Origin of the sequence: Demequina sp., assembly GCF_049841215.1 — a bacterium.
Classification (GTDB): Bacteria; Actinomycetota; Actinomycetes; order Actinomycetales; family Demequinaceae; genus Demequina.
Map to the genome: position 1 here is coordinate 13351 of NZ_JASGEO010000016.1, position 19151 is coordinate 32501.

General features: G+C 66.0%; 27 protein-coding genes. 12 read left to right on the forward strand and 15 right to left on the reverse strand.

The features are described from left to right. Positions 1 to 109: 109 nt before the first annotated feature. The 4 genes from QM618_RS08985 to QM618_RS09000 form a co-directional block, all read right to left on the reverse strand. The gene (locus QM618_RS08985; protein WP_428097339.1) at positions 110 to 340 is read right to left on the reverse strand and encodes a helix-turn-helix transcriptional regulator; all 231 of its coding nucleotides are present in this window, start codon (positions 338 to 340) and stop codon (positions 110 to 112) included. Next, the gene (locus tag QM618_RS08990) at positions 340 to 843 is read right to left on the reverse strand and encodes a hypothetical protein (RefSeq protein ID WP_428097341.1); all 504 of its coding nucleotides are present in this window, start codon (positions 841 to 843) and stop codon (positions 340 to 342) included. The genes QM618_RS08985 and QM618_RS08990 overlap by 1 nt, the downstream gene beginning before the upstream one ends. Next, the gene (locus QM618_RS08995; protein ID WP_428097344.1) at positions 840 to 1268 is read right to left on the reverse strand and encodes a hypothetical protein; all 429 of its coding nucleotides are present in this window, start codon (positions 1266 to 1268) and stop codon (positions 840 to 842) included. The genes QM618_RS08990 and QM618_RS08995 overlap by 4 nt, the downstream gene beginning before the upstream one ends. Positions 1269 to 1372: 104 nt before the next feature. Beyond that, positions 1373 to 2218 carry a TetR/AcrR family transcriptional regulator gene (locus QM618_RS09000; RefSeq protein ID WP_428097347.1) on the reverse strand — a complete coding sequence of 282 codons (846 nt, stop codon included), beginning with the start codon at positions 2216 to 2218 and terminating at the stop codon, positions 1373 to 1375. A 135-nt stretch (positions 2219 to 2353) separates the two neighbouring features. Between QM618_RS09000 and QM618_RS09005 the strand changes: the two genes are divergently transcribed. The 6 genes from QM618_RS09005 (at position 2354) to QM618_RS09030 (ending at position 8031) form a co-directional block, all read left to right on the forward strand. Beyond that, positions 2354 to 3334: an ATP-binding cassette domain-containing protein gene (locus QM618_RS09005; RefSeq protein ID WP_428097351.1), complete on the forward strand. Its 981-nt coding sequence runs from the start codon at positions 2354 to 2356 to the stop codon at positions 3332 to 3334. Next, positions 3331 to 4143 carry an ABC transporter permease gene (locus QM618_RS09010; protein ID WP_428097355.1) on the forward strand — a complete coding sequence of 271 codons (813 nt, stop codon included), beginning with the start codon at positions 3331 to 3333 and terminating at the stop codon, positions 4141 to 4143. The genes QM618_RS09005 and QM618_RS09010 overlap by 4 nt, the downstream gene beginning before the upstream one ends. A gap of 181 nt (positions 4144 to 4324) precedes the next feature. Next, a complete protein-coding gene (locus QM618_RS09015; RefSeq protein WP_428097358.1) occupies positions 4325 to 5938 on the forward strand; it encodes an ABC-F family ATP-binding cassette domain-containing protein in 1614 nt (537 codons plus the stop codon). Positions 5939 to 5947: 9 nt separating this feature from the next. After that, a complete protein-coding gene (locus QM618_RS09020; protein WP_428097362.1) occupies positions 5948 to 6691 on the forward strand; it encodes a class I SAM-dependent DNA methyltransferase in 744 nt (247 codons plus the stop codon). After that, positions 6691 to 7014 (forward strand): TfoX/Sxy family protein, encoded by a 324-nt coding sequence (locus QM618_RS09025; protein ID WP_428097366.1) that lies wholly within the window; start codon positions 6691 to 6693, stop codon positions 7012 to 7014. The genes QM618_RS09020 and QM618_RS09025 overlap by 1 nt, the downstream gene beginning before the upstream one ends. A gap of 66 nt (positions 7015 to 7080) precedes the next feature. Beyond that, entirely contained in the window at positions 7081 to 8031 is a 951-nt protein-coding gene (locus QM618_RS09030) for a hypothetical protein (RefSeq protein ID WP_428097370.1), read from the forward strand. 10 nt (positions 8032 to 8041) lie between these two features. Here the strand turns inward: QM618_RS09030 and QM618_RS09035 are convergent, their stop codons facing one another. The 5 genes from QM618_RS09035 to QM618_RS09055 all read right to left on the reverse strand — a co-directional run bounded on the left by QM618_RS09035 (position 8042) and on the right by QM618_RS09055 (position 12430). Continuing rightward, the gene (locus QM618_RS09035; RefSeq protein WP_428097373.1) at positions 8042 to 8770 is read right to left on the reverse strand and encodes a hypothetical protein; all 729 of its coding nucleotides are present in this window, start codon (positions 8768 to 8770) and stop codon (positions 8042 to 8044) included. 187 nt (positions 8771 to 8957) lie between these two features. After that, on the reverse strand, positions 8958 to 9551 hold the full coding sequence (locus tag QM618_RS09040) for a DUF6518 family protein (RefSeq protein WP_428097376.1): 594 nt from the start codon (positions 9549 to 9551) through the stop codon (positions 8958 to 8960). 4 nt (positions 9552 to 9555) lie between these two features. Beyond that, on the reverse strand, positions 9556 to 10488 hold the full coding sequence (locus QM618_RS09045) for an NAD-dependent epimerase/dehydratase family protein (RefSeq protein ID WP_428097379.1): 933 nt from the start codon (positions 10486 to 10488) through the stop codon (positions 9556 to 9558). Between the two features lie 74 nt (positions 10489 to 10562). Further along, positions 10563 to 11159 carry a TetR/AcrR family transcriptional regulator gene (locus QM618_RS09050; protein ID WP_428097382.1) on the reverse strand — a complete coding sequence of 199 codons (597 nt, stop codon included), beginning with the start codon at positions 11157 to 11159 and terminating at the stop codon, positions 10563 to 10565. Positions 11160 to 11389: 230 nt separating this feature from the next. Further along, positions 11390 to 12430, reverse strand: coding sequence for an aldo/keto reductase (locus tag QM618_RS09055; RefSeq protein WP_428097385.1), 1041 nt, complete (start codon positions 12428 to 12430; stop codon positions 11390 to 11392). Positions 12431 to 12485: 55 nt separating this feature from the next. Here QM618_RS09055 and QM618_RS09060 point away from each other — a divergent pair, with 55 nt between their 5' ends. Beyond that, complete coding sequence (locus QM618_RS09060) at positions 12486 to 12893, forward strand: MerR family transcriptional regulator (RefSeq protein WP_428097390.1); 408 nt, start codon at positions 12486 to 12488, stop codon at positions 12891 to 12893. A gap of 2 nt (positions 12894 to 12895) precedes the next feature. On the opposite strand, the gene QM618_RS09065 is transcribed toward QM618_RS09060, so the two are convergent. From QM618_RS09065 to QM618_RS09075, 3 genes are all read right to left on the reverse strand, one after another. After that, positions 12896 to 13651 carry a hypothetical protein gene (locus tag QM618_RS09065; RefSeq protein WP_428097395.1) on the reverse strand — a complete coding sequence of 252 codons (756 nt, stop codon included), beginning with the start codon at positions 13649 to 13651 and terminating at the stop codon, positions 12896 to 12898. Between the two features lie 40 nt (positions 13652 to 13691). Next, complete coding sequence (locus QM618_RS09070; protein WP_428097398.1) at positions 13692 to 14438, reverse strand: hypothetical protein; 747 nt, start codon at positions 14436 to 14438, stop codon at positions 13692 to 13694. 97 nt (positions 14439 to 14535) lie between these two features. Next, positions 14536 to 14892, reverse strand: coding sequence for a YciI family protein (locus QM618_RS09075; protein WP_428097401.1), 357 nt, complete (start codon positions 14890 to 14892; stop codon positions 14536 to 14538). Positions 14893 to 14976: 84 nt separating this feature from the next. Here QM618_RS09075 and QM618_RS09080 point away from each other — a divergent pair, with 84 nt between their 5' ends. The 3 genes from QM618_RS09080 to QM618_RS09090 all read left to right on the forward strand — a co-directional run bounded on the left by QM618_RS09080 (position 14977) and on the right by QM618_RS09090 (position 16325). Beyond that, complete coding sequence (locus QM618_RS09080; RefSeq protein WP_428097404.1) at positions 14977 to 15621, forward strand: DsbA family oxidoreductase; 645 nt, start codon at positions 14977 to 14979, stop codon at positions 15619 to 15621. Between the two features lie 121 nt (positions 15622 to 15742). Beyond that, complete coding sequence (locus tag QM618_RS09085; RefSeq protein ID WP_428097407.1) at positions 15743 to 16090, forward strand: YciI family protein; 348 nt, start codon at positions 15743 to 15745, stop codon at positions 16088 to 16090. Beyond that, a complete protein-coding gene (locus QM618_RS09090) occupies positions 16077 to 16325 on the forward strand; it encodes a DUF4287 domain-containing protein (RefSeq protein ID WP_428097409.1) in 249 nt (82 codons plus the stop codon). Before QM618_RS09085 ends, QM618_RS09090 begins: the two co-directional genes overlap by 14 nt. Positions 16326 to 16350: 25 nt before the next feature. On the opposite strand, the gene QM618_RS09095 is transcribed toward QM618_RS09090, so the two are convergent. Both QM618_RS09095 and QM618_RS09100 read right to left on the reverse strand, forming a co-directional pair. After that, positions 16351 to 16758, reverse strand: coding sequence for a DUF1801 domain-containing protein (locus QM618_RS09095; RefSeq protein WP_428097412.1), 408 nt, complete (start codon positions 16756 to 16758; stop codon positions 16351 to 16353). A 28-nt stretch (positions 16759 to 16786) separates the two neighbouring features. Beyond that, complete coding sequence (locus QM618_RS09100; protein ID WP_428097415.1) at positions 16787 to 17440, reverse strand: hypothetical protein; 654 nt, start codon at positions 17438 to 17440, stop codon at positions 16787 to 16789. Positions 17441 to 17499: 59 nt separating this feature from the next. On the opposite strand from QM618_RS09100, the gene QM618_RS09105 reads away from it, so the two are divergent. Together QM618_RS09105 and QM618_RS09110 are read left to right on the forward strand one after the other, a co-directional pair. Continuing rightward, entirely contained in the window at positions 17500 to 17850 is a 351-nt protein-coding gene (locus tag QM618_RS09105) for an ArsR/SmtB family transcription factor (protein ID WP_428097419.1), read from the forward strand. Positions 17851 to 17861: 11 nt separating this feature from the next. Then, positions 17862 to 18830 (forward strand): SRPBCC family protein, encoded by a 969-nt coding sequence (locus QM618_RS09110; RefSeq protein WP_428097422.1) that lies wholly within the window; start codon positions 17862 to 17864, stop codon positions 18828 to 18830. Here QM618_RS09110 and QM618_RS09115 read toward each other — a convergent pair. Next, the gene (locus QM618_RS09115; protein ID WP_428097425.1) at positions 18827 to 19147 is read right to left on the reverse strand and encodes a TfoX/Sxy family protein; all 321 of its coding nucleotides are present in this window, start codon (positions 19145 to 19147) and stop codon (positions 18827 to 18829) included. The genes QM618_RS09110 and QM618_RS09115 overlap by 4 nt on opposite strands. Between the last annotated feature and the right edge of the window lie 4 nt (positions 19148 to 19151).

The window sequence follows — 19151 nt, forward strand, 5'->3', positions numbered from 1 at the left end:
TTTGGGTGAGTGGATTGAGGGTGTAGTTGGTAGAGGTCCGGTGCCGACGGCACGGGCCTTGGGTGTGGTGTCGTGTGGTGCGGAGGGCGCGCGCTAGGCGCGCGTCAAGTCAGTTCGCATCGTCCCCCTTGTACTGAAATACCTGGTCAAGTGGCAGTTGGAGCTCGTGGGCGATCTGGAACGCCATCTCCAGAGACGGCGAGTAGCGCCCCTGCTCGATGGCGATGATCGTCTGGCGGGTAACGCCGAGCCTCATCGCCAACTCCGCTTGCGTGAGGTCGCGCTCCGTGCGCAGATCACGGATGCGGTTGGAGACCCGCGTGGGCTTGGGACCGGCCATTACCAGCCTCGGCGATACGCGCGGATCTTCGTGACCACCTCGACGAGGGCGCCAACGCTGCACGCGAGGAACAGGAAGTTGCCAATCCAGAAGGTGTCCGCGTCGAGCATCGCGAGGGCAAGCGCCCCCACCACGGCCACGGACATCGCGGCGTAGCTGCGGCGATCACCGAGCCGCTTGATGTCGCGATCTCGCTCGTCGCTCGTGAAGTCCGGCTCTTGGAATCGCCCGCGGAACGCCTGCCACACCGCGCCGCCGATCGCGGCCGCGATGGTGCCAACGATGACGCCAACGATCGATGTGCCAATCGTGATGAGCATGGGGACCACCCACGCGATCTCGCTCGCAGGCCGCTGCGCTAGCTGCACACCCAGGTACGTAAAGTACGCGCCAGACGTGATCACCACGGCGATCCCATACGCCCATGCGAGCTTCTCGTCGCCGGTCATGGGGACGTGGTCGTCATCCTGCACGGTGGGCGGCGTCACATGTTCGCGGCTCATGCCGGCATCCCTTCCCGGTAGGCGGCGAGTGTCACGCCGCCGCTCGCTAGCGAGCCGAGGAACGAGCCAACGAACAGCACGTTCGCGGCCCAGAAGGTGGGCGCGTCGAGCGCGAGCATGATGAGCGTGGCCAACACGGCGAGGCCCGTGATGCCCGCACCAGCTGTCTGCGCATAGCGCTCGATTTCCTGATCGCGCATGTCCGTGTGCGCCTCGCGCCGCACGCGCAGCCACAGCGCGAAGAACACGAGCGCGTACAGCCCGCCGCCAATGATCAGGGACCACAGCATCGGCCCTTGCCAGGCGACATCGACCAGCGGGAGGTCGTCAGTGACCGCCCGGAAGATCACCACCGCCCAGTACGCGATGAACGTGATCACGCCGATGGCAGTGCCAGCGGCGGTGTAGCGCTCGGTGAAAGTCATGGCCTCTCCAATGTCAAGAATTGTTGACATGCCCGACGCTAGTGCGGGTTGGGAGGTCGTGTCAAGAATTCTTTACATGGGTGTGGGCGGCGGGCCAGCCTCGCCTAGACGGTCCCCGGCTCGTTGGACGTGGCAATGCCCGTAAGCAGCGCATCCACACCCCACGCGAACCGCGAGGTCTCACTTCCCAAGAACAGCTCGTCCTGAACCGCAGCAAGGTGCGGGTAACGCTCTGCGTCGCCAACCGCCTCGCGGAAGGCCTTGATGGTGGCGTCGGGAGCGGAGTTGCCGGCCGCGTCGGCCGCGTGCTCCGCCGCACCGGCCATGGTCCACAGCATGAGCATGTCGAGGCCGTGCGCGCGGCGCTTAGCGTCGATGCCGCCCTCGGCGAGCAGTCCCATCAGGTGATCGGCGAAGCGCAGGGTGTTGTCGCCAATCGGCCTGACCTCAAGCGCGGACCGCGCGAGGTCTGGGTACTTGAGGAGTTCCTCGGACAGATCGCGAAGCAACAAGGCGATGCGTTCGCGCCACGTCCCTTCCGAGACCGTGAGATCGATGTCGCCGACGATGCGGTCAAGCATGTGGCCATGGAGTTCCGCCATCGACCCCACGTGTGCGTAGAGAGACGCCGGGCCGGTGTTGAGCTCATGGGCCACCGCGCGCATCGTGACCTTGTCCAGCCCGCGACGCTGCATGATGCGCATCGCCACGTCCACGATCGCGTCTCGCGACAGGTTGCCGCGCGGGCGTCCGGGGCCGCGCCGCGCGCCGCCCCCAAACTCGCGCTCGCGCTCCTCGCGTTGAGCCTGCATCTGCGCTTGCTGCTTGGCCATCTCCTTGACCCATTCTTCGCGCAGTTCCTCGCGAAGGGCCCGGGCCTGCTCGCGGAACTCGCGGCGCAACTGGGCCGCCTCTGGCCCGTTTCGCCAGCTGTCTCTACCGTCCGCCATGCCCCAACCCTACGCGAAAGTGAGCACAAAATCGAACGCGTTCGAAAATAACTTGCACTTAACGAACATGTTCGCTTACGATCATGTTCGTGCCCATGGCGACCACGCCGTCGGGCCGTATCGAAAGGAGCGCCCATGTCGACTGAATGGGCTATCGAGGCGCACGGCCTCGTCAAAGACTTCGGCGAGCAGCGCGCGGTGGACCACGTGGATCTACAGGTGGCGCCCGGCATCGTCTACGGCGTGCTCGGCCCCAACGGCGCCGGCAAGACCACCACCATCCGCATGCTCGCCACCCTGCTGGGCCTCGACGGCGGCAAGGCCACGATCTTTGGCCACGACGTCGTCAAGGACGCCCACCGCGTGCGCCAGCTGATCGGCGTCACCGGCCAGTACGCGTCCGTGGACGAGACCCTCACGGCCATGGAGAACCTCGACATCTTCTGTCGCCTGCAAGGCCTCAAGGGCAAGGCGGTCAAGGCGAAGAGCGACGAGCTGCTCGCGTCCTTTGGCCTCACCGATGCCGCAAACAAGCCGCTGCAGAACTTCTCCGGCGGCATGCGCCGCCGCCTGGACCTGGCCGCGAGCCTCATCGCACGGCCGCCGCTCATCTTCCTCGACGAGCCCACCACGGGCCTGGACCCGCGCACGCGCGCCCAGATGTGGGACACAATTCGCGAGCTCATCAAGGCCGGTTCCACCGTGCTGCTCACCACGCAGTACCTCGACGAGGCGGACCAACTCGCGGACCGCATCGCGGTTATCGACACGGGCCGCGTGGTCGCCGAAGGCACCTCAGATGACCTAAAGGCCCTGGTAGGCAAGGCAGCGCTGCAGCTCACCCTCGGCGAGAGGGCCGACGCTGAGGCGGCTTCCGCGCTCGTGGCCAGGGTGACCGGCACGGCTCCCACGCTCTCGCCAGAGAGCCGCCGCGTCAACGCGCCGCTCACCGACACAGCCGTGGTCACCGACGTTCTCGTCGCCTTGCGCGACGCCGGCATCGAGGTCACCGAGATGTCTCTGCAAAAACCGAGCCTCGACGAGGTCTTCCTCACCATCACGGGCCATGTCGCCGAGCCCACGTCAGACACCGACCTCGAGGAGGCCCGCGCATGACCGCCGTCGTCACCTCCGGCTTTGACCGGACCCTTCCCAAGCACGTTCCGCTCGCGCAGACCTGGCGTGACACCCTGATCATGGCCAAGCGCTCGCTCGTCAAGATGCGCCGCACGCCCGAGCAGCTCATTGACGTCACGCTGCAGCCCATCATCTTCACGGTGATGTTCACCTACATCTTCGGCGGCGCGATCGCCGGCGACGTGAAGAGCTACCTCCCGCTGTTCATCCCCGGCATCCTGGTCCAGACGGTGCTCACGGGCGCCGCGGCCGCGGGCACCACACTGCGTGACGACATGGACAAGGGCATCTTCGATCGCTTCAAGTCCCTGCCGATGGCGCGCATCGCCCCGCTCGCGGGAGCGCTCGTGGGAGATTTGGTGAGGTACCTGATCGCGGCAACGATCACGTTCGTCATGGCGTACATCATGGGCTACCGCCCCGGCGGCGGACTCGTTGGAGTCGCCGCCACCACACTGCTGGTCATGGCGTGCGCATGGGCGCTGTCGTGGATCTTCGCGCTCATTGGCGTCTCCATGAAGTCGTCCCGCGGAGTGCAGGGCATCTCGTTCCTGATCCTGTTCCCGCTGACGTTCCTCTCGAACGCCTTTGTGCCCACCGAGACCATGCCCGGTTGGCTGCAGGCGTTCGTGCACATCAACCCGGTGACCCACATCATCAATGCGGCCCGCGATCTGTGCAACGAGGGCACGTTCGGTGTGGACGGCTGGTACGCGCTGGCCGGGGCGGCAACGGTGATCCTCATCTTCGCGCCGCTCGCGGTGCGCAAGTACCGAACGCACACGTAGCTCCTGCCAGCACCCAGACGGCGGCCGCCCTGTCGAGAGACACGCGGCCGCCGTTGACGTTTCCGCTACCCTTGAACCCGGAGGCGCCGCGAACGACGGCGAATACGTCATGACAGAGCTCTAGGTCGCCAGACCTCGCGTCTGGCAACGGTCCATCCCGTCCAGACCCCTCGGAGCACTCATGCACGCCCTTTCCCTTTCTCACGTTTCCTTTTCGTGGCCCGACGGCCGCCCCCTCTTCAACGACCTCACCTTCGCCCTTTCCCCAGGCCTGTCCGGGATCGTTGGGCGCAATGGCATCGGCAAGTCGTCTTTGTTGCGCCTTGCCGTTGGCTTGCTCCGCCCGACGGCGGGGCACGTCGAGCGCCCTGCTCGCCTCGCGTACGTCCCCCAGTCGGTGACGCTCGCGGTCGGTGACACCGTTGCCTCGGTGCTCGGCGTTGCCGAACGCCTTGCCGCGCTGCGAGCAATCGAGGCGGGCTCTAGTGACGCCGCCCACTACGAGATCCTCGCCGACGACTGGCTTGTGGAGGATCGGGCGCTCACCGTGCTGCGCTCGTTGGGTCTCGGTACATTGACGCTCGATCGCGCCGTTGGGGAGGTGAGCGGCGGCGAGGCGACCCTGCTCGCAATCGGCGCCGCGCTGATCGCCGAGCCCGAGGTGTTGCTCCTCGACGAGCCCACGAACAACCTCGATGCTCACGCTCGCGACCTGCTCGCGGCCGCACTCGCCACGCGCTCCGGGGCAACCGCTGTCGTCACCCACGACCGCGCGCTGCTCGCTGCAGTGGATCGCATCGGCGAGCTGAGAGAGCGCGATGACCGCACCACGGAATTGCGTTGGTTCGGCGGCGCGCTCCACGAGTTCGAGGCCTCCCTCGCGGCGGAGCGTGCGGCCGCCGAGCAGGCGGTCGTGACCGCGAGTGCCGACGTCTCCCGTCAGCACCGCGACCTTCGCGCCCGCGTCGAGGGCGACGGCAAGCGGCGCCAACGGGCGGCGAAGGCCAAGGCCAACGCCGAGGTCACCCGCGGCGGCGTCAAGGCCAAGCAGGACCAGGCCGCCAAGACCGAGGCACGGGTGTCCAAGGTGCACGAGGCCCGGCTCGAACGCGCGCGCGAGGCGCTCGCGACCGCCCGAGCAGCCATCCCACGGGATCGGAGCATCAAACTGGACCTACCAGGCACAACGGTGCCACAGCGTCGGGCAGTAACGGAGATACGTGGACTGGTGACGAGAACTGAAACCCCGCTCACCGCCCTTATCCAGGGGCCCGAGCGGATCCACGTGACCGGGCGGAATGGGAGTGGCAAGACCACGCTCATCGAGACGCTGCTGGGTGCTGTTGCGCCGGTATCGGGGGAGTTCGCGGTGCACGTTCCCGTTGGGTACCTGCCGCAGCGGCTCGATGTGCTGGACGACGCGGCATCGGTGCTGGAGAACGTGCGCCGGCGCGCGCCAGGGGCAACGCCTCAAGAGATCCGCGACCAGCTAGGAAAGTTCCAGTTCAGGGGTGCTGCGGCCGAGGCGCTCGCCGGGACCTTGAGCGGGGGGGAGCGATTCAGAGCGGCACTCGCGAGCGTGCTGCTTGCGCGGCCGGAGCCGCAACTGCTGATCCTCGATGAGCCAACCAACAACCTCGACTTCGAGAGCCAATCGCAACTGGTACAGGCGCTCGAGGGGTACGGCGGCGCGCTGCTGGTGGTGAGTCACGACCAGGCGTTCGTCGACGCGATTTCGCCGACGCGGCGGTGGTCGCTCGAGAACGGGGCGGTGCGCGATGAGCAGCTTTCGTAAGGTGGAGTCATGACCGATTACGACGACGGGCACTTCGACGAGGCGATTGCCGCGGAGTATGACGAAGGCGCCGCGTACATGTTCGCGCCCCAGGTGTTGGGGCCGACGGTGGACCTCCTCGAGCGGCTCGCTGGCGGCGGGCGCGTGCTTGAGTTCGCGATTGGCACCGGGCGCGTGGCGCTGCCTCTCGCCGCACGCGGCGTGGAGGTGCACGGGATCGAGATGTCGCGCCCCATGGTGGCCGCGATGCGAGCCAAGCTGGGGGGCGCGGACCTGCCGGTCGCGATTGGCGACATGACGTACGAGCGCGTCGAGGGGGAGTTCTCGCTCGTTTACCTCGTCTACAACACCATCGGCAACGTCCTCACGCAGGACGGTCAGGTTGCGGTGTTTGAGAACGCGGCGCGGCACCTGGTGCCGGGCGGGAGGTTCCTGATCGAGATTGAGGTGCCGGCGCTGCGGCGCCTCCCCCAGGGCGAGCGCTACGTCGCGTTCAACCTGCTGCCGGGCTATGCGGGCGTGGACGAGTACGACACTGTGAGCCAGTCGTTGCTGTCGCACCACATCTCGGTGCGCGCCGACGGAACGGGCACGGAGAACGTCACTCCGCAGCGCTATGTGTGGCCGTCCGAGCTGGACCTGATGGCGCGCATAGCAGGCATGACGCTTGAGAATCGCTGGGAGGATTTCGAGGGGACACCGTTCACCTCGGAGTCCCAGAAGCACGTGTCCGTGTGGGTCAAGGAGGACTGATGGCAGCAGATCCTGAACTCGTAGAGCGCCTCCACGCGCTCCTCGCCGCGGAGCCCGCGCTCGAGCTCAAGAAGATGTTCGGCGGCGTCGGCTTCATGGTGGACGGGCACCTCACGGTATGTGCCCTCAGCGGTGGGGGCCTGATCGCGCGCGTGGGCCGAGAGGCGGTCTCCGGCTTGCTTGGACCTGCCGTGGAGCAGATGGTCAATGGCGAGCGGCCGATGACCGGCTGGGTGCGCGTCTCGCAGGAGGCGTGCGAAGACGACGATGAACTCTCCGCGTGGGTCCGACGCTGCCTGGAGTTCGTGCGAACCCTCGACTAGGTGAAGCCCTAAGGTGGTAGCGATGGATTCGCGCGACGCGCGCTAGAAGACCGTTGGGGGCATGTGGTGGACGCGGGAACACTCACAGCGGGCATTGTGGGACGACGCTTTCTCCTCGAACTCGCCTCCAGGATGTGTGAGGGAGGCGCCGACCTCTCGAGCACACTGGCCGCAGCTCCCGCGCCTACGCACGTGCGCCAACTGCGCGAGGCCCTCTACGAGTCGTTCCAAACCGCTATCTACTGGGGCCCGCGGGACGATCGAGACGAGCTTTCTGACTCGCCAGGTCTCGCCGACGCGATCAGCGCATACGCGAGGCGCGTGGAACAGACTCAATTGCTGGAAGCGGCCTTCGCCGTCACCGGCGAGCAGGTGCAGGTCACCCTCTCGCGTCCGCAAGAGGTGAGCCTAGGCGAGCAGACTCTCACGGCGCACGAATGGCGACGTCAGCTCATTGAGTCGGTCGATTCATTCGCGGCCGCGCGTAGGGGACGCGTTGGAAGTCGTGTCAGCCGGGTGCCCTTAAGTGGAGCCTGGTGGTCGGCGCCCGTGGGGCTTCCGCAAACGTCAGATGTGTGGCTAGGCGGCGTGCCGGTGCAGTTGTTCGGCGTAGAAGACGACAGGGGACACGAGCTCGCGCGGGTGACGCACATCGCGAACCTGCCAGGCAAGATCCTCGAGATTTCGGGGCCCGAGGTGTGGGTTGGGCTAGTGCGCGAATTCCCCTTGGACGTGACCGAGCTCATGGCGGATACCTGGGGTAAGGCATTCCCGGGCCGCGGCGTGTGGCATTTGCCAGATTGGGACGCTATATCTCGGCGGTGGGACGCTGTGTACCTGCCATTGAGTGGCTCCCTGACGACGGCCGGGATGGCGCTGCCTGTGGGCGACCAGGTTTGGACGGTCTTGGCAGGATTCGATGCTGGTACAACCTTTTGGCTCTCCAACGAGCCACAGAGCACTGGGGACTCTGTGCTGTGGCGCAGACCATCTGATAGCGCCCAGTGGAGCGAGTAGCGCCTAGCGACTACGTTCCGCAGTTGAGGCGTGCGTCCGGGCTTCGAGTGACGAGCGCGTAAGGACAATCGTTCCACAGCAACACGATGTGAGTGTGAAGTGCCACCCAAGTCGTCGCTTTGGTGTTCGTACACTTCACTTCTCTGTTGGTAGGGCGGTACGCCGCCTGCTGGGCGTTTCCGTTGTCCCAATATTCGACAAGGCTGCTGCCCGTGCCGGGAATCATGCGATATTTCCGTAAGGCCGTTTCTATCGACAGCGCCTGCTTCCACGTGCCGCACACTGTCGTGGGCTTGACTCCCACCACCCCATAGTTGCCACTCTTTCGTAGATGAATGTTGCTGGGCTTTGCCTCACAGTCGGTCTTAGGGATGTTCGGCTTCAGAGCAGACTGCGCGCTCGCCTTCGGCGAAAGAGCGGCCAGTGCGCCCGCCTCGGCGGATGACGTGTCTGCGTCACGAATGGGCACGAACACAGTCTGGCCCGGCTCAATAGACCGCGCGAGCACTTCGAACTCGTTGTCCGAGAGTCCTCGCAGGCCGACTTGGGTCATGTGATCTAGGATCTGCGCTGTCTCCAATGAGACGTCACACACCTGGAGTACGGTGCTGGGCGAGTTCGCGGTACCTGGCTCTACTTCCGGCACGTCGGGCGCGCTCGCGGGTGTCGCGGCAGCCGATGCGGCACTGGTGAGGACGATCGCTAGAGCGCTCGCAAGCGCGAAATGAACTGCTTTCATTCTGACCCCCCGATGAACCGCGCGGCGCGGTGGATTCACCATTGCGCATCTTGCGAGCCCACGCAAGGGTTTCGGCCGAGATTACCCGTCTGCCCGCACCGTGCACACTCGGAAGACCTCACTTCCAGCAGATCGCGTCGCGGCCTTCTAGGTGCTGTGGCACCGGAATCACGCGTGATAGCTGCGCTTAGCGCGCTCCGTACGCCGCGAACACGGCGAGCGCGACGACCGCGGCAAAGCCCAGGCTCATCAACCGCCCTGCCCAGGTGGGCAGGTGGTACCACGCGATCGCGGCGAGGGCTGCCACGCCCAACACGGCCTGCGCCCACCAGTACCCGCCAGGTGTGGTCTCGGCATTTGCGGTGAGCCCGAACGCGGCCTCACCCACGGCAACCCCGGGCCACAGCGAGGCCCCGGCGGCCTTGAGCGGCGTGCTGGACGAGAACCTCAACGCCCACACGCCAAGCCCCATCGCCGCGCCAACGATCACGCCCGCTGTTGACCACAGCGCGATGTAGCTCGCGCTTCCCGGAAACCCGCGAAGCTCACTTGTCACGTAGTACCCGGCCATAACTGCCGGCCCTGCGAAGGCGCCGATCAGTGCCGACAACCACCAGCGTCGGGCAGTGAAGGCGACGAACCCCGCTACGGCTACCACCGGTGCTGCCGAGTTGAAGAACGGGGACAAGGCGTGGGGCGTGTAGGTCTGCCCAAAGCTCATGGCGACGCCCGCAGCGAAGGCGAGCGCGAGTGCCAGGGCTCCGCGGAATGCAGGCTTCACGTGGTCAGGCTAGCCGGGCGCCACCCGTCATGGACTCGCTCGCGGCAGAAATCAGGGATGTCCCTGACCAACCAAACCGCGCCTCGAAGTCGGTGGCGCGCACCTCGTAGGGCTCGTCGAACTCGTACATCATCTCGATGCTGGCCTTGAGCAGGGGGTTCACGAGCGCTAGCGCCCGCAGGCCCGCGCCGCGAATCGCCTGCACCTTCGCCGGGCCGTCGTTGCCGGCCGCAGCCCACAGCGCGTCGCACAGCTGTTGCTGCGTGACCGGCTGCATCGCGGGAGTGATCCACGCGCGGCCGTAGGCGTCGTCCGCTAGGGCGATGTCCGCCATCGCTCGCACCGCGTCTGGAAGGTAGGTGAACGAGTGGGGCTGCTCAAGCGACCCGAGCACCTTCATGGGCTTGCCCGCGCGCGCAGGGTCAAGCAGCAGGCGGCGGCTGAGCTCGTAGCCCGCGCCCACATAGTTGGACGGTCGCGTGAGCGCCACCTGCAGGCGGCCCTGCGTGTGGGCCTCGAGGGCCTCGTCCGCCATGGCCTTGCGCACCTCGCCCTTGACCGAGCACGGGCGCTCGGGCGTGGCGTCCGCGATCACGCCGTTGTCGCCGCGGCCGTACATGTAGAGGTTGTCCGCGAGCACGATCCTTGCGCCAGCTCGCTCCGTGGCCGCGAGGATGCTGCGCTGCAACTGGGGGAATTCCTGGGCCCAGCGGGTGTAGACGGGCTGGCTGGTCTGAATCACGATGTCCGCGCCTTGGATGGCCTTTGTGAGGGCCTCGGTATCGCGCGCATCCGCACGCAGATGCCCGACGCTGCTGGGAAGTTGGCCGTGCGCGTCACCCCTGGAAATGACGCGGGCTTCGTGGCCGCGGGCTGTGAGCTCGTGGGCGAGGGCGGATCCGAGGCTGCCGGCGCCGATGATGGCGATGGTGGTCATGGTGTTCTCCTTCTTTTTGGTTAACAGTGTTAAGTGATTGATGCTGCGACTTCGCGCAGCATGACGGGACGGGACTAGGTAAGTGAGGCGAGCAGGGCATCGGTGACGGCGCGAGCTCTGGCGACCGCAGCGTCGGGCTCAAGGCCGTTGATTTGGCCCTGGAAGACCAAGGTGGACGAGGCAACCCCGTGCATTCCTGACCACAGCAGGGCGGCGGCTTCGCGGGGGTCGCCCTGCCGCAGTTGCCCCGCGCTCATCGCGGCGCCGACGAGCATCGCGAAGGCGTGGAGCGAGTCGGGATCGCCGGGGGCGGGGAGTGCCCACTCCTTGGGCCGCAGGAACATGACGTCGTAGAGCATGGGGTTGTTGAGCGCGAAGCGGACGTACGCGTCGCCGGATGCGCGGATGCCGTCGAGGGGGCTAGCGGCACTGCGCGCCGCGGCCTCGAGCGTGGCGCCGAACTCCTCGAAGCCTGCGCTGCACACGGCGAGCATGAGCGCGTCCTTGTCCTCGAAGTGCAGGTAGATGGTGGTGGCGCTGTAGCCGATCTCGTTCGCGATCTGGCGCATGCTTAGGCCATCGACGCCGCGCTCCTTGAAGAGCGCCGTTGCCGCCCCGAGGATCGCGGCACGCACGTCGGTGGTGCCGGAGTCGGGGCGGCGGGGCGTCATGCGGCCAGGTTAATTAACACCGTTAAGTATGTCAAGCCGACGCGGCGAGAGTCGAGGCCCACCCTCTTCGCCGCGCCAGCCTGCAAGCTCTCCAACAACGACACGCGCGACGCGCCCGTTGGAGAGCGTCCAGTCCCGCGACACGCCGGGCGACACGCCGAAGCGTTGTTGGAGAGCTTGCAGCCAGGCGGGGCTGGCGGAGAGTGCACCGGTTGGCGCGGGTGGCGGGGCTATGCACCTGCCTTGTTGAGGTCCTCGAGCTGCTCCGGCGTGAACTCCACGTCCAGCGCCTCGATGCACTCGAGGTACTGCGCGAACGTGCGCGGACCAATGAGCGGCAGCACCCGCGGTGAGTCCTGGGCGAGCATCCACGCGAGCACCACTTGGTTTCCCGTAGCGCCCGACGCTGCGGCCACCCGGTCTACCGCGGCCAGCTTCGCGTCGGCATCGGGCCCGTAGTACGGGTCGATGGCCCAGAAGTCTCGGGAGCGCTTCGCGGGGTCCGAGTACAGGCCCTTGAGGATGGGCGAATAGGCGACCAGTTGCAGGCTCGGCGTCTGCTCCAGGTAGTCCAACTGCTCCTCGCTCACGATGGAGTTGTGCCGCAGGCCGGCACGTCGTGCCAGGTAGGAGTGCTGTTGCTGCAGCGCAGTGGGTTGTGGCCAGCCATTCGCCTCGGCCACTGCCGCGATCTGCGCCAGTCGCCACGTGGTCACGTTGGACCAGCCGTAGTGCCCAATCCGCCCATCGGCGACGAAGGACGCGAAGGTGCCAACAGCATCGGGCAGGGGGGTGCGGCGATCGTCAACGTGGTTGTAGTAGAGGTCGATGCGATCCGTCTGGAGGCGCTCCAGCGAGCCCCCGATCGCGGCCTTCAGCACCTCAGGTGCCGCGCCAACGAACTTCTTGGAGGCGACGGACCAGTCCGCGCGGCCGTCGGCCGTCCAGACGCCCTCGAAGTCCGTGAGCATGCCCGTGGCCTTGGTCGCGAGGAAGACCTGCTCGCGCGCGCCGGTGTCGGTGAACCAGCGGCCGAGTAGCGACTCGCTGTGGCCGCCGGTCTCGCCGGGAGCCTCCCACCAGCAGTAGCAGTCGGCGGTGTCGATCATGGCTTTGGCGCCCGCGTAGCGGGGGGCGACCTCGCCGACGTAGTGGTCAAGGATGCGGCGGGCCTCCGGTTCTGGGGTGGAGGTGCCGAAGATCATCGCGCCAAGAGCGATGGGGACGACGCTGGTGTCAGTGGTGCCGAATTGGCGGGCTTCGTGTGTCATGCCTTCCACGCTAAGAGTTGGAGCGCACTCCAAGTCAAGGGGTATGTTGACGGGCATGGAGACGTTCACGATCGACGAGGCCGCGACGCGCATGGGCGTGTCCAAGGACACCCTTCGGTACTACGAGAAGGAGGGCCTGCTGCCTCCGATCGCGAAGGGCTCCAACGGCCACCGGCGCTACACCGAGGACGACCTTGGGTGGGTGAAGTTCCTGCAGCTATTGCGCGGAACTGGCATGCCGATTCGCGAGATGAAGGCGTTTGTTGCCTTGACCTGGGCGGGCGATCACACGATCGCGGAGCGGGTTTCTGTGTTGGAGCGGTACCGGGTGGCGCTGCGCGAGCGCATGGCCGCGGACCGCGAGCATCTGAAGTTCTTGGACTACAAGATCGACGTCTACACGGACCTGCTGGCAACCCAGACCGCGACACCAGAGGACATTACCGGCGTCGCGGCAGGCTGACCTCAGTCGTTGAGTGTGATGGTGATCCCGGGGCCATCGTCGGTGTCGACAAACGTGAGAACCGCCGTGCCGCCGGCGCTGGTGGGAACGGTCACGGTGTCACCCGCGAACACGACCCCAGGGATGGGGTCGTAGAACTCGTGCCACTGTTCGGACGTGATGGCGGTCAACAGGGTGGTGATTCCGTCGAGCGACGACGGCGAGGAACCGGTTGGGAAGGGGAAGTAGACCTGGACGCCGCCGTCGCTCGGTGATAGCCACGCGACTTGGGTGGCGACGGTGAAGCTGCTGTTGTCCGTGTCGAATAGGTCAAAGCGGGCGCCTTCGAGGTAGACGTGCCATACGGAGGCGTAGTCGCCTTCCCAATAGGGGCCCGACGCTGCATCGACTCCCTCTGGATGCTGGCTTTGGAACGCGGCGAGCACTTCGTCTTTGTCTCCCGCGTCACGGAACGTGTAGGTGAACGTGCCCGGCGAGGCGGCGAGGTGGTGGTGGAGGTCTACGGAGAACTCGGGGTCGCCGGTGGGGTCTAGGCCTTGGACCGACACTGTGGGCTCCCAACTGCGCGACTCTTGGTAGGAATGCCACGCGGCAGTGCCGCCAAGGGGAATCGCGACCAGCAGTACCCCACCGACGATCATCCACGCGCCACGGCTCTTCTTCCCCCCGCGGAGAAACGAGATGCCGAACGCAACGAGCGTGACCGCGACGATCACTGCCAGCAGCATCGCTGGCACTTGCCAGGTCGCGTCGTCCATACGATCCCCCTATACATCTGGTTGTCGTGACTCTAGCGGCCTAGCGCGATTGATCGCTGATAGTGACCGTGTAGGTGTCGGCGTCCTCGTCGAACGCGATGGTTGCGGTGCCGCCGCGGTTCGTAGGAACCACGATCGCGTCCGTGCCGACTTGCGCCTCTGACATGCCCTCGTAGAACTCGGTCCAGTCAGAAAACTCCCACGGATTCTCTGCGGGAACACCTGCCCACTCCGTGCCGGTACCCACTGCGTACACAGGGAACGGCACGCGAACTCGGCTCGCCGCTCCGTCGGAGGGATTGACCACCGCAGCCTGTGTCTGCAGCGTGAACCAGTCGCCGTCACTTGCCAGCAGGTCGTACCGGATGTCGTCGAGCGAGACATGCCACACGGAGCCAGTTCCGCCGACCACGCCTTCCTCAGGAGTAGCCACACCCGTGGGGTGCTGCTCCTGGAAGATCGCGAGCACCTCGGTCTCGCTTCCGGCGTTGCCAAAGACGTACTCGTCGCCGGTCTGGATGGTCCGATCGTGCTGGATCTCAACCTCGAACCACGGGTCTGATTGCGGCTCGAGCCCCTCGACGCGCATCGAGTCCGCCTTGTCGAAGTAGAGCGACCACGTGAGCCACCCGATGGGCAGGGCGACCATGACCACCCCGGCGCCAAGGAGCGCGAGGCCGGCGCCCACGCGGCGCTTTGCGAGACGCGCGATTCCAAACCCCGCGAGCACCGCGGCTAGCGCGAACCACACAAGCACAAGCACCATCGCCAACGATCCCATTGCCATGGTTACCCCCCTCGTAGACCGGTGTTTTCACCGTAGTGGTGAGACGGGCTGATTGGTAGACGCGGCCGGCCTCAGTTCGGCAACGGATCGGTGTCGCTTACTCCTGTTCGAGGATTGGCCCGCCAAAGCTGTGCACCGGCCGCAGCTCGATCCGCCCCCAGTGGCTTGCGGGATTGCGGCGTGCCAACTCCACGGCCTCCTCGAACGTGTCGGTCTCGATGAGCGCGAACCCGGCGAGCGTCTCGCGGGTCTCGGCGAACGGCCCGTCCGTGACCATCAAGCGGCCGTCGCGTACGCGCACAGTTCTGGCATCGGAGCGCTCCTGCAACCGCACACCTAGGTCGTACTGACCCCTCTCCTCCGCGTAGGTGAACCATTCGTCGATGTCCGGGGCGTTCGCCTCGTCCTCCGCTGAGTGTTCCGGGTCCAGGACGATCATCATCACGTACTTCACGGCTGCCTCCTTAAGGCTCCTAGTGCTGACTCTACGAAGGGGGTGCGCTGGAATCGACAGAACGCCATGCGCGTTGAGTCAACCGTGACCAAAACCAAGACCTCCCTTGCCGTTGACGTCTGGGCGGACATCGTCTGCCCCTGGTGCTATGTGGGCGAGGCGCGGCTCGAGAAGGCCGCCGCCGCGCTCGCGAGCGAAGCGGAGGTGACGATCACCCCCCACGCCTTCGAGCTGGACCCCAACCACTCGCACCCAGAGAAGATCCTCGATCACCTCGCGAAGAAGTACGGAAGAACGCCCGACGCTGTGGCTGAGATGGACTCTCGTGTCGCCACCCTCGCGGCTGAGGAGGGCTTGCCGTACACCGCCGATCGGTTGACGGCCAACACCTTTGACGCGCATCGCCTGGTCGCCGCGGCCGCGGAGTTTGGTGTAGCCCTCGACGTCTTGCGCGCCCTTCAGAAGGGGCACTTCTCCGGGGAACTGGACCTCAGCGATGGCGAGGCTCTCATCGCAACTGTTGCCAGCGTCGGGCTGGATGAAGCGAGGGCGCGAGAGGTGCTCGCGAGCGACGAGTTCGCGGACGCCGTGCGCGCGGACCAGGCCCAAGCCAGGGAGTTTGGCGTGACTGGCGTGCCGTTCACCGTGGTCAACATGCAGTACGCGATCCCGGGCGCGGGCGCCCAGGAGCACTATGAGAAGGTGCTGCGGACCGCGCTAGAAGGGTAGCCGCTGTCACCCTGCGCATGGTCGCGGAGTCGGTTTCGGTGAGAATTGTCGCGCGCGGCATGGCACGCTTCGTAGAGATCCTGAGTGTGGCGAGTGACCGCGCTCAGATACGGAGCTGATCATGAAGTACCTGATGACCGTGCTGGTTGAGCCGGTGATGGAGCCCGCTGACGGCGAGGCTCGCGACATCGAGGAGTGGGTAGCGGACCATGACGCGTCTGGCGCGCGCTTCTTCGGAGACCGCTTAGCGCCCGCGAGCCAGGCCAAGACCGTGCGCATCCGCAAGGGAGGCACGCTGATCACCGACGGCCCGTTCACCGAGGCGCATGAGGCGATCGCTGGCCTCGACATCCTCGAGTGCGAGAACATCGACGAGGCGGTGGCGGTGGCGCTTGATCACCCCATGGCGCGCGAAGGCACCATCGAGGTGCGGCCCTTCTACGACTGGGAGTCCGATGAGCAATCCTGACGGAATCGAGGCGCCGGTGCTGCCCGCGGGGAAACTCGCGGGCCCGGTCTCGTACTTTCCCTCAATCGAGAAGACGTACGGCCAGCCCATGCAGCATTGGATCGACATTGCCGATGTGGCTTTGGCGTCGGGGGAGGCCCACATGAAGGTCGTCGAGCTACTCAAGTCCGAGCACGGCATGGGGCACGGCCACGCCAACGCCGTGGTGGGCTGGGTCAAGAAACAGCGGGGCTAGCGGCCCGACGCTGCGGCTGGGTTGGTCAGTTTGGCAAGCCGAGCAATGGCACCAGCCCGCGATTGGTGCGGATGTCGCGGTAGTTCCACTGGATGTCCCGGGCGTCCGCGAGCCACGCGGTGAGGGCGGCGACGTCCACCTGATCGGGCGACGTGTACCTCGCCTCCGCGGCCTTGAAGCTGCCTTCAGGGCTCAGGCCAGCGGTCTTGAACGACTGCCCGCTCCAGAACAGCAACCGCACGCTCGCCTTGAGCCGGTCGTAGCCCACCACGGGGTTGCCGTCGAAGAACCACACTGGATGGGCGTGCCAGATCTTGCTCTCGGCATCGGGAAGTTCGCGCTCGATCACCTCGCGTAGTAGATCGCAGACGGGCTTCGACTCGGCGTCGAGGCGATCGTTGTACTCGTGGATGGTGTCGCGGAACTCAACCATGGGGCGAGCCTAGCCGCGACTCGCGAATCTACAGTTGGATCTTGCGTCCACGGTAAGTGGTCCCATTCTTTGCGAGCGTCCATCGGGTCCAGTGTTTGGTGGACAACGTGAACGGGAGGTTCGCCTGGAGCCACGGGATGATGGTGGACAGTTCATCGTCGGTCGCGCGCGGAAAGTTCAGCGACACGGACATGCTCCGCCGGCCTTCGAGTATCAGCGCCGAACGGCTGGAGCCGAGGCGGACGCCTCCTGGAGTCTCAAAGTCGAAAGCCGCGCTGTCCTGGCCGGGCCACACGTTGCCGCTGGGACCCAGAACGCTGAAGTCCGCCGTGTGCCACAGCCACACGGGTGACATCCCCCATTGGTTCTTGGGCTGCGGCTCGATCGAGGTGAGGAGGTCGAGGGCCTCCTCGAACCGGTCGGCCGGAACGGGGTGGCGGTGCCATGCCGCGTCCTCTGGGAAGGCCGAGGCGATGCGCGCACGGACGGCAGGATCCACGGTGAGGCTCGGCGTCTGGGGAAATGTGAAGTGGCTGGAGCGCGAGTGCACCGTCGTGCACGCGCTCAGGAAGTGCTCCCAACGGGACAGTGCCTCGCGGCTCGAGACTCTGCCAAGTCCGTGCGAACTGCCTGATGTCAGGGCCAATCCGTCGTACACCACTACCGACTCGGGTTTCGCCATGGTGAGGAGGCTACCCAAACCCTTGACAGCGTCGGGCATCCCACGTAACGTACAACCAAATGGTTGTAGATAACGAACTCTCCGAAGCCGCCGTGGACCGCATCTTCCACGCTCTGGCCGATGCGACGCGCCGCGACATCGTGCGCCGCACGCTCACGCAGGAGGCGAGCGTCAGCGAACTCGCCGCCGCGTACCTGATGTCCTTCGCTGCCGTGCAGAAGCACGTGGCCGTGCTGGAAGGAGCTGGCCTCGTGACCAAAGACAAGAGGGGCCGCGAGCGGATCGTGCGCGGCAACCCGGAACAGATCCAGCGCGCACAGGCGCTCTTGGACCAATACGAACAACTATGGCGCAGCCGCATCGACCGCCTCGACGCGCTGCTCGCCGACGACCCGCAAGTCCCCAACTGAAAGGCAGCATCATGCCCATCACGTCCGTCACCAAGGATCCGGAAGCGCTCACGATGACCGTGGTCGCCGAGTTCCCCGTCCCCGTGCAACGCCTCTGGGACGCCTACGCGGACCCGCGCCAACTCGAGAAGTTCTGGGGGCCTGTTGAGTGGCCCGCGACCTTCGCCCGCCACGACTTCGCCGAGGGCGGCCGCAGCGACTACTACATGACCGGCCCCGACGGCGAGCATTCCGCCGGGTATTGGAAGTGGCTGGCCATGGATCCAGGCAAGAGCTTCGAGGTTGAGGACGGCTTCGCCACTGAGCCCGGCGTGGAGAACACCGAGATGCCAAGCATGCGCATGGTCTTCACGTTCTCGGAAACCCCCACCGGCTCACAGGTCTCGACCACCACCCACTTCCCGTCCGCCGAGGCCCTGGAGCAGCTGCTCGGCATGGGCATGGAGGAGGGCATGACCTCCGCCATGGGCCAGATGGACCAGGTCATCACGGACCTCGCCTCCTACTCGCAAGGCATCGGCACCAACGCGCAGATCCTCAGCGACACCAAGATCCGCGTCGCGCGCATCATCCGCGGCACCGTGGATCAGGTGTGGGAGGCCCACCACAACGCGGATCTCATGAAGCAATGGCTGCTCGGCCCGGACGGCTGGACCATGCCCGTGTGCGACCTCGCCGTGAACGTGGGCGACCGCTACGTCTACGAGTGGGAGCAGGAGGGCGGCGGCAACCGGTTCGGCTTCGTTGGCGAACTGCTCGAGACCAACCCTAAGTACCGCGAGGTCACCACCGAGATGATGATCGGGATGGAGGGCGAGCCCGCGCGCAACGAGCTCACGCTCACGCCAGTTGACGGCGGCACGCTGCTCTCGCTCGTCATCACCTACCCCAGCGCCGAGGTGCGGGACATTGTGCTCGCCACCGGCATGACCGAAGGCATGGAGACCTCGTACGCGCGGCTCGAGGAGTCTCTGGTCTAGCTCTTCCTCTTCGCTGGCTTGGGTTTGGGCGGCGGCAGCGAGTCTGCCGTCGCCCTAACCATGTCCCGCAGCGCATCCGCATCCTCGAGCAGGTCCGCGCCCACGATCGCGTAGTCCTTGGAACCGGGGTACGCGGGGCCTAGTGCCAACCCGGCCGTAGCGTCGGACGGTTTGAGGAAGATGGTGTCGTCGCAGACAAAGCCCACCACCTTGTCCTCGCAGTACAGCCCGTACTCGCCGAACATGGCGCGGGCGCGCACTGGCAGGGGCTCCAACTGCTCGAGGATGAAGGCCATCGTGTCCTTAGAGGTGCTCATGCCG